Consider the following 6,442-nt stretch of genomic DNA (forward strand, 5'->3'; position numbering starts at 1 on the left):
TTCGCGAGAAGAGCTTAGTCGACGCGCTCTTGTGGCCGGATGCTTTCAAGGCAAGGACATTTGCATGCGTATGTTTTTCTCTCGAGCGACTGTCACGATCCGCCGAAAAGCGTTGCTGGTTTCCGGGATAGTCGGATTGCTCACTGGTCTTGTTGCCGTCGGCTCCTCCAGCCACGCGCAGACGACGCCCGTGCCGATGAACGGGCCCTTCGGACCCGGAAAGATCGATGCCAGCCTGGCACCGAATTTCGTCAACCAGCACGTCTCAGCCTGTGGGCGCGTCACCAGTGCCAAGGGCAACATCATGCTGGTCGGCTCGAACCTGTGGGTTTTCACCCCCCATGGGGTCGACCCCACTCAATATTACAACCGCGTGATCTGTGTCAGCGGCAGCGTCACCCTTCGCGACGCCGCCAGCGGCGGCATCCGCGTGCCGTCGATCGATGCAACATCGACGGACCAGATCGACACCGACCCCAACACCGTCATGCCGCAAAACCGCTGTCGGCCCTGTGAAAAGCAACAACCAGATGGGACGTGCCGGCGATTTCGGGCCTGCACGTAATGCGACAGCCTTCGCCGCTTCAGTCGAAATCCTCCCGTCGGCGGAAGGTGCCGCTTGCCCTCGGGTCTCTGAGAAGGGCCACGGCCTCGCCAACGTCAGGGGCGTCGGTATCGGCGATCCATTTCATCTCGCCTTTGTGCGCCGGCGGCAGGGTCAGATAGGCGAGCGTCCCGTCCGAGCCCTGAAGCTCCAGCGCGTCGAAGCTTGCTTCTCCGCCCTCGAAGCGGATGCGGATCAGGAACTGGTTCGGCAGGCCGGCCGAGCCGATGTGGATCGTCGCGCCCGCGAAGCTCCGCCCGTCGATCTCCCGATCGCTGGCCGCCGCCGCCCGAGCGGGCATCGCCAGGTGCGGCACTGCTCGCAGCATGGAGGGCGAGGGCGCGGCCGCGGCGGGCAGCCGATCCACCCTGATGAGGCGGTTGTAGTCCGCGCGCAGGGTTGGATTGGTGAAAAGCGCTCGTTGCTGCGCCATGGTCAGGGGCTGTCTCGCTTCGAGAGTGGCGCGCAGACCGGCCAAGTCCACCTCCCCGGCGACAGATGCTTGGACCGCCTCCTCGGCATTGGAGCCCAGCGCCGCGATGTCGCCGCGCAGGTCTTCCACCTCGTCCCGCAGCGCGGGGGACGCGGCCAGCTTCGCCTCGAAGGCCAACAGCTCGGCGCCGTGAAGCTGCCCGTCCACATAGGCCGCAATTTCCTCGGCATCGGCTTCGATCTCGTCGCCATTGGCATCCGACAGCGCCCCGCGCCACGTCTCCGCCAGTTTGGCGAATTCGGGCGGCATCCGACCGTCGGGCTTCGTCGCTTCCTCGGACAGCCGATCGAAGAATGCGGCGACCTCGTCCTTGGTCATGGCTTCAAACCCTTCAGCGATGCGCGCGGCTCGTCCTCACCCTTCGTCGAGCGTCTCGGCTCCAGAAAGGCGTCGTTACCAGTGACGGAGGCCATGAGGTTTTTCGCGGCCGGAGCGTCCAGAAGTTGCGTCCGAAGCTTCGCGTGGACATTGCGCGCCATCTTGTAGATGGCTGTCACGGGTTCCACCATCGTCTCGGCGATGTCCCGCGACGGCTGTCCGTCGAGATAGAGTTCAAGATACTGCCGCTCGCGACGAGACAGGCGAGCGTCGATCATCGCGCGGAACAGCGCGGCCCGAAAGATTTCCCACGCCTCCTCGTCCTCGATGTCCGTATCGGCGGTCGGTTCGATGCTCGGCTGGATCCGAGGGCCGTTGCCGTCGTCCGCGGGCTCGTCCGCGGAGACCACGTCGACCGAAATCGGTTGGGGGTTCGACTTCAGCGCCGCCTCGACGCGAATGCGCGCGTCCAGAACGGTCAACTCCGTGGTCCCGGGGAAGAAACTCACGAGCCCGTACATGATCTCGCGCGCCGAGGCGGCGTGATACCAGTAGAATTGCGCGAAGACAGCGCGATCGAAGGGCGTCAGCGCCGCGATGGCCTCGGGGAGGTCCCGCCGGCGCACCTCGGATGGCGCGTCTGACGACCTCAGAAAGTCGGAGGCGAGCAGAATCAGTTTGGTGACGACAAACCCGGGCGCCCGCGCCTGCTCGGCCCAGATCGCGAGCTGTTGCCGCTCGTTTCGTAGAACCTGTTCCAACACCCACTGCCTGCCATCCCTCTGCAGCTCGCGATCTTCAATGCGGGCGGCGACGATGCGGCTCAGGCGGCGCCGGAAGAACGCCTCAAAGGCAATCATGCCCTGGTCCCGATCTCGCCGGATCAGAGCGAGCAGCCGATGGAACAAGAACCCATCGACCAGCACCTTGGTCGCGAAGGTGGAAAACTCGCCGCGGCCCCGATACCCCGCGAACTCCGAGGCGAAGGTGGGCGACGCCATCAAATCCCGAAGCGCCGCCTCCGCTGAGGCCTGATCGGGCGAAACCGAGCGACAGATGTCGCGCAGCAGCCTCTCATGGCGCGACTTGAAGGCGGCAAGGGCCGCCTGATCGCCTTGCATCATCGCGGCGATGCTTTCGACCTCACGTTCGCCGCCGGCGACACTCATCAGGCAGGGTCCTTCACTTGCTCAGACAGCGCGCGGCCATCGCGCAACTCCCGACATCGACGGGGTCCGACACGACACGATGGCGGTCGTCCCAAAAACCAGGACGCCTCCGTCACTCTCAGTGTCAATTCCAACATGGGGTCACGACCTTGTCCAATCTTTCCAGCTCCAAGCCCTCGCGCTCCACTTTGCCTGTCGCGGTCTTCGCGATGGCGCTTGTCGTCCTCTCGCTTCTGTTCGGTTCGATGTTTCTGGCCGCCGCGCCGGCGCCCACCGATCATCAGACCTTCGGCGCCTGGAACGTGTCGTGCCGGGCCGACGCCATGTCGGACCAGAAGCTCTGCACCAACGGCAGCACCAGGCGCATTCCCTATCCGATCGGCGCGACGCACCTTGATGTCGAAGTCGTGGCGATGCCTCAAGGCCAGAAGGAAGTCTTTCTCGACAATCCCAACTTTGCCTGGGCTATGACGCAGATCATCATGCGCGTCGACGATGGCGCGGTCGACACACTCGCCTGCGGTCAAGTCAACGGAAAGTCATGCATCTTGGCTCCCTCGTCGCGGGATCTGCTGCTTGACCGTATAGAGAATGCCAAGACACTGCGCATCCGGATGACGATCTTCGGCGGCAAGTCCTTCGACTTCGTCTACGACCTGACCGGCTATTCCTCCGCGCAGCGGGCTTTCGAGGCGGCCGCCTCAACTTACCTCAACTAAGAGAAGGCCGGGCGATCAATATTCTCCGGGTGGCGGCACGCAGAGCTTGTCGCCCGGGTCGCACCATTGCTTCCGCTTGGCCACGAAAACCTTGATCACGCATTGATCGCCCTCTCGCGACACGGTTGAACCGGGCGGGAACGGTTTCAGGGCTCCCGGTGGGGTCGGGAGCGTGAAGCCGGAGATGTCCAACTCGCCGGGGGGGAGCGTGTAGGTGCCGCGCTTGGTCCAGGCGACTTCGCAGCTTTCGCCTGGCTCGGCCGTCACGTTTATGGTCGTCTGGAGTTCGAGGTTGGGAAGATCCTCGGCCAGGACCGGCGTCACGAGGAGCGGCAGAAGCAATCCGAGCGCCGTCAGCGCGCGGACGGACCTCGGGCCTCTCACGACCGCATCCTGAGAACCCGACCCAAAATTCCAAGCTCTCACGCTGACCCGGCCTCCGCGAGGCCTGCTCAAGATGAGGTTCGAGCTGCACTCGGCCAGGACTGGGGGAGCGCGCTGCACGCGGGCGTCGCAAAGGATCGGCGACATCGTCAGAAGAGGCGATGCGCACGACGGTTGTCTGATCATGATGGCTTCCCCCACGTTCCAACCGCTGTTCATGGCTGAGGCCATGGCTTCCCGTCCTTATATGCGGCCAGCCGCTGCTCGGCATCCGTCGTACGAGCGAAGGTGGCATCTGATAGAACCTTCGTCTCGAATGCGACGGCGCTGACGAAATCCCCGGTCCGCGCGGACGCGGCTGCGAGAGCATCAAAAACCCGTATATCGTCGGGCCGCTCCGCTTGGACGGCTTTGGCCAAGGCCAGCGCCTCGTCACCATTGCGCAGGCTGGCGACCGGCCCGGTGGCAAGGATGGTGGACAGGGCAAGACGCGCATTTGCATCCCTGGGGTCGGCCGCTACCGCCTTTCTGAGCGCATCAATGCCCTTGTCGTAGAACGAAAGCGCATCGGCCTTTTGCCCACGCGCCTCGGCAAGATCGCCTGCCGCCAACAGCGCTGACCCGTAGGCAACCAGATCCGCGGGCGGGCTCGACGTATCGGTCACGAGCTTCTCGAATTGGCCAATCGCGTTTCGGTAATAGTCGAGCGCGACTCCGCTCTTTCCGTCTCGCGTCGCATAGAGGTGGCCCATATCGCCATAGGCGGTCCCCAGACGCCGGACATCGGGAGCCGAATCGCGGCCGGAGATCAGAAGCTTCAGGGCGAGATCGATGCGGGACTGCAAGGCGACCTTGGCTTCGTCGAACCGAGGTGGCGACGCCCTCGACAAAGCCTCTGCCAGACCACCTTCCGCGTCGGCCAGGACCAGCTGGATGTCCCGGGCGGCCGGGACCCTCTCTAGACCATTCTCCCCGGCGTCGCGCGCCGCCGAGTGAGACCGGATGGCGTCGTCGATGTCGCCCGCGTCAAGATCGATCCTGCCCAAGGCAGACCGCGCGGCGACCAGATCCTGCACCGACGCGATGTCGTTCGGGTGCCGAACCACGATGGCCTCGGCGGTCTCGGCGGCGGCCTGCGCGATGGGGCGCGCTTTGGCCGCGTTCCCGGGCGTGGCCAGCAGGGCGGCGAGACGGCGTTGAGCGTCGAAAAGATCGTGACGCCAGACGTCGTTGCCCGGGTCCGTCTCGACGAGGTCGACAAGGATCGTCCGGGCCTGTTCAAGCAGGTTGATGACTTTGCCGGTCTGCCCGGCGGGTGCCCCCGGCTGCTCGTTCTCTTCGACATAAATCCTGCCAAGCAGCAGCAGCACCTCGGCCTTTTGCTGTTGATACAATGGGCGGGTGGATACGCCTGTCAGCAGCTGGTCAACGACAAGCAGTGCTTCCTTGGCGTATCTCGCGGCCTCTCCTACCTGTCCAACTTTCAGATAGGCCGTCGCCACAGTCCGATCGGCCTCGCTCAACGCGAGCTTGTCCGCATCGCTCGCGATGTAATCCTTCAAGATGTTGTACATCGACGTGTAGTCGTCGATCATTGCTTTGCCGAGACTTGCGCGTTGAGCGTCGTCCCTTTCCGGGGCGTCCTGCCACTCTTGGGCGGCAATGTCGCCTTTCCCCTTGTGGATGCTGGCCTGCAATCGTTGATCCTGCGGATCCAGAAGCGGATCGATCGGGTTCGCTGTCAGCAACGCGTCCACGATCGTCTGCGCATCGTTGAAGGCGACGATGGCCTTCTCGCGCGAGGTGGTGTCTCCTGAGGCCACCAGCATCTCGCCCAGAGCCACGTTGGACTTGGCCAAGAGCCGCTGCCACTCGACGTTCTCGGGATCTTGCTCGACCAGGGCGCGGAGGATCGTGATGGCTTTGGCGATATCCTGCTCGGCCGATCGCCGATCGCCGAGCGCGTTCGCATAGCTCGACGTGACGCCCAGAAGTACGGCTTGCTGGAACCGCACGGGGGGCGAGGCGGCATCCTTGCTTGCGATCTTTTCTTGGAGATCCCGCGCCGTGGCCAGCAGTTCCCGACCATAGTCGCTGGGCAGGCTGAGTGTCACGAAGCGCTCGAACCCCTTGGTCGCAAGCGTCTGCACGGCCTGGCTGGCGAGTTCCAGATTGCGTGTCGCCTCCAGCTCAGCCCGCGTGGCCTTTTGCGAGTACCAATAGAGGCCGACCAGCAGAGCCACCAGAACGCCGGAGCCGGCTGACGCCACCTGCCATCGGAGACGCTCCCGCCTCGCTCTTCGCTTCAGCTCATCCTTTTCCGCGTCGAGTGCCAGATTGGACCCGTGGACGAGAGCGGCGAGATCCGCCGAAACCCACGCGGGCTCCTCCTTGACCAATGCATTGGCCGCTTCGAGGTCCAGGCCTTTCAGGAGATAAGCGGGGTCGCGCGTCTTCTTCCAGTTGTCGACCATGTCGTAGAGGCGCGTGCGCAGGACCACCATGCCCTTGCGCTTGCTCAGCACCTGGCGAGCACGATCCCAATGCGAAAGGAGGGTGTCATGAGCGAGCCGAACCACCTGCTTGCCCGCCGCCTCATCGACGGTGACGAGGCGCGCCTTGGCGAGCGCCGCTATGGCACGGCCCTTGGGGCTGCTGTCATGAACTTCAAACGTCGCAGTTCGGCCCACGGCCGCGCCGCTCTCCCGATCGAACCGCGCCAGCGCGACGATGATGTCCTCGACGGCACGGGTCA

At 64.3% G+C, this 6,442-nt stretch carries 6 protein-coding genes; 2 read left to right on the forward strand and 4 right to left on the reverse strand.

The features are described from left to right. The first annotated feature begins 64 nt into the window (after positions 1-64). A complete protein-coding gene (locus tag M8523_RS28350) occupies positions 65-565 on the forward strand; it encodes a hypothetical protein (protein WP_282588241.1) in 501 nt (166 codons plus the stop codon). Positions 566-584: 19 nt separating this feature from the next. Here the strand turns inward: M8523_RS28350 and M8523_RS28355 are convergent, their stop codons facing one another. Then, entirely contained in the window at positions 585-1,415 is an 831-nt protein-coding gene (locus tag M8523_RS28355) for an anti-sigma factor family protein (protein ID WP_282588242.1), read from the reverse strand. Then, entirely contained in the window at positions 1,412-2,584 is a 1,173-nt protein-coding gene (locus M8523_RS28360) for a sigma-70 RNA polymerase sigma factor region 4 domain-containing protein (RefSeq protein ID WP_282588243.1), read from the reverse strand. Before M8523_RS28360 ends, M8523_RS28355 begins: the two co-directional genes overlap by 4 nt. 149 nt (positions 2,585-2,733) lie before the next feature. Here M8523_RS28360 and M8523_RS28365 point away from each other — a divergent pair, with 149 nt between their 5' ends. Beyond that, positions 2,734-3,303 (forward strand): invasion associated locus B family protein, encoded by a 570-nt coding sequence (locus tag M8523_RS28365; RefSeq protein ID WP_282588244.1) that lies wholly within the window; start codon positions 2,734-2,736, stop codon positions 3,301-3,303. A gap of 15 nt (positions 3,304-3,318) precedes the next feature. Here the strand turns inward: M8523_RS28365 and M8523_RS28370 are convergent, their stop codons facing one another. Together M8523_RS28370 and M8523_RS28375 are read right to left on the reverse strand one after the other, a co-directional pair. Further along, positions 3,319-3,687: a hypothetical protein gene (locus M8523_RS28370; RefSeq protein ID WP_282588245.1), complete on the reverse strand. Its 369-nt coding sequence runs from the start codon at positions 3,685-3,687 to the stop codon at positions 3,319-3,321. Between the two features lie 215 nt (positions 3,688-3,902). Then, complete coding sequence (locus tag M8523_RS28375) at positions 3,903-6,377, reverse strand: tetratricopeptide repeat protein (RefSeq protein WP_345894315.1); 2,475 nt, start codon at positions 6,375-6,377, stop codon at positions 3,903-3,905. Positions 6,378-6,442: the final 65 nt, after the last annotated feature.

Source organism: Lichenifustis flavocetrariae (assembly GCF_026130545.1).
Taxonomy (GTDB): Bacteria; Pseudomonadota; Alphaproteobacteria; order Rhizobiales; family Beijerinckiaceae; genus Lichenihabitans; species Lichenihabitans flavocetrariae.

Excerpts from the sequence above, each read along its gene's own strand:
- M8523_RS28360 (WP_282588243.1), bottom strand. The coding sequence starts at position 2,584 with ATGAGTGTCGCCGGCGGCGAACGTGAGGTCGAAAGCATCGCCGCGATG.
- M8523_RS28350 (WP_282588241.1), top strand. The coding sequence starts at position 65 with ATGCGTATGTTTTTCTCTCGAGCGACTGTCACGATCCGCCGAAAAGCG.
- M8523_RS28355 (WP_282588242.1), bottom strand. The coding sequence starts at position 1,415 with ATGACCAAGGACGAGGTCGCCGCATTCTTCGATCGGCTGTCCGAGGAA.